2 protein-coding genes are annotated in these 2031 nt (G+C 50.2%); both read right to left on the reverse strand.

Going from position 1 to position 2031, the window contains the following annotated elements; translation table 11 throughout:
- Window positions 1-156: 156 nt before the first annotated feature.
- Entirely contained in the window at window positions 157-1017 is an 861-nt protein-coding gene (gene murI, locus ACTBDZ_RS17315; RefSeq protein WP_438816211.1) for a glutamate racemase, read from the reverse strand.
- Window positions 962-2031: TonB-dependent receptor domain-containing protein (locus tag ACTBDZ_RS17320; RefSeq protein ID WP_438816212.1), on the reverse strand; the 1070-nt coding region annotated here is incomplete at its 5' end. The genes ACTBDZ_RS17320 and murI, both read right to left, overlap by 56 nt.

A 2031-nucleotide genomic window follows, 5' to 3' on the forward strand; every position in this document is an offset into this window, starting at 1 on the left:
TAATTTTTCAATTTCGCGTTTAACTTTCCGACTGTTACCGCAACTGCGAATCGCTGTTGCCGTGTCAGTGGAGGCGCAGTATAGACACTTCTCGCGCCCTGACAAGGCCTAATTTCAATTTTATTTCCGAGTGCCTACTATTCAGCCAAAAAGCCACTAAAGCGGTAGTTTTTCCAACGATTCAAAGCCGAAACGCTGCAAAACGGGCCACAGGGTCGCCACTTTAGGAGTAATCGTCATGCAATAAGCCAGATTCTTTTCCGTGCTCAGAACTGGTGGCTGTTCCAGATTAGAGAGATGCCATGCGGTCCTTCTGGCGATTGCCGCCCCGGAATCCACAAGTCGCGTCCCGTTTGGTAGCACCAACTGTAACTCTTTAGCCAAAAGAGGGAAGTGCGTACAGCCAAGCACTACGGTATCCGGAGGCTCAGGCAATTTCAGCCAAGGGTGCAAAATTTGCTGCAACGCCAATAACGATACGTTATCCCCTTGCAACTTAGCTTCCGCCAGTTCCACCAACTCCGCCGACCCCAGCAGTAATATCTGGCAGTCCGTGGCAAAACGGGCAATCAGTTCGTGCGTGTAGGAGCGCTGTACCGTAGCACGCGTTGCCAGAACGCCGACGATGCCATTGCGTGTCAGCTTTGCGGCAGGCTTCACGGCAGGCACAACGCCGACTACCGGGAAGGTAAAACGCTCGCGCAGCGCGGGCAGTGAAATGGTGCTTGCGGTGTTACAGGCAATAACCACGGCAGCCAGTTGATGGCGCTGTTGTACCGCAGAAACGATTTGAACCACACGCTCAACGATAAAGTCTTGCGGCTTCTCACCGTAGGGGAACGCTTCATTATCGAAGGCGTAGATATAATGAAGATCCGGCAGCAACTGCCGAATCTCGTTATACACAGATAACCCCCCCACGCCGGAGTCAAACACCAAAACCGTGGGGCGGGCGGGCAGGTTAGAAGGTGTAGCTTCCGTTGAGATAGTACTCTCTTCCTGCCGTTTGATAGCCATATGCTGTCTCGTACTCTTTATCAAACAGGTTGGCGATTCTACCACGAACTGTGAGATGAGAGGTGACAGGATATGATACAGCGAGGTCCCAGAGACTTACGCCACCGAGTTTGACAGTTGGATTATCGAAAGTGGCGGTATAAACACCATAGTCTTTGTCGTAGCGGCTACCCAGATAGTGATAGGTCACGCCCCAATCCAAGTCATACACCTGCCAGTCCAACTGATATTTAACTTGTTGTTTTGAAAGGCGAGCCAGCGGCTCATCGGTAATGGCATTACGGGAATCAACATAGTCATAACTGATACAGTGGCCTAACAGGCCTGTATCAAACGCAGCTGTTGCTTCAATTCCTTTGATTTTTGCTTTGCCGATATTTTCATAAACGTAGCCCGTACTACTCGTTGCATCCATCAGGTTGTCGATATCGTTACGGTAACCGGAAATACGCCACGTGACGGGGCCACTGAGTCCTTCAACGCCGGTTTCCCACTGTTTGCTTTCTTCTGGCTGGAGGTCGCGGTTACTGTTATTTCGGCCATATAGCTGCACCATATTTGGCGCTTTAAATGCAGTGGCATAAGAAGCAATAACGCGGTAGCCTTCTATAAACTCCCAAGACGCGCCAGTTTGCCACGTGCTGTGCCAACCGAATTTCGAGTGTTCATCGCCACGTATAGCCCCCTCAAGCACAATAGAATCAAAACTTTGCTGACCTGTCAGATAAATACCAGTGTTGTTCTGGCTTTCTTCCCGATTCACATTGGTTGAATCCGGTTTGATGGTCTGATCTTGCCAATCAATACCAGCGCTCACCGTCCCTGTACCAAGTTGCAGCGTGTTGCCCCACTGCGCATTGTATTGCTGAGAATCGACTAATGTCCCACCGCTAAATAACTGTTCCGAATAGTAGATCACCTGAAGGGAACTCAGTCCGAGTTGAGCGATCTGATCAATCGATAAAGATCCCAAATCATCAACCGGACTGAGCGATGTCGAGCATAGCACCGATA

Origin of the sequence: Symbiopectobacterium sp. (genome assembly GCF_051710365.1) — a bacterium.
Lineage (GTDB): Bacteria > Pseudomonadota > Gammaproteobacteria > Enterobacterales > Enterobacteriaceae > Symbiopectobacterium.

What these genes read in the sequence shown, in the direction of transcription:
- murI (WP_438816211.1), bottom strand. Translation starts at nt 1,017, where the DNA reads ATGGCTATCAAACGGCAGGAAGAGAGTACTATCTCAACGGAAGCTACA.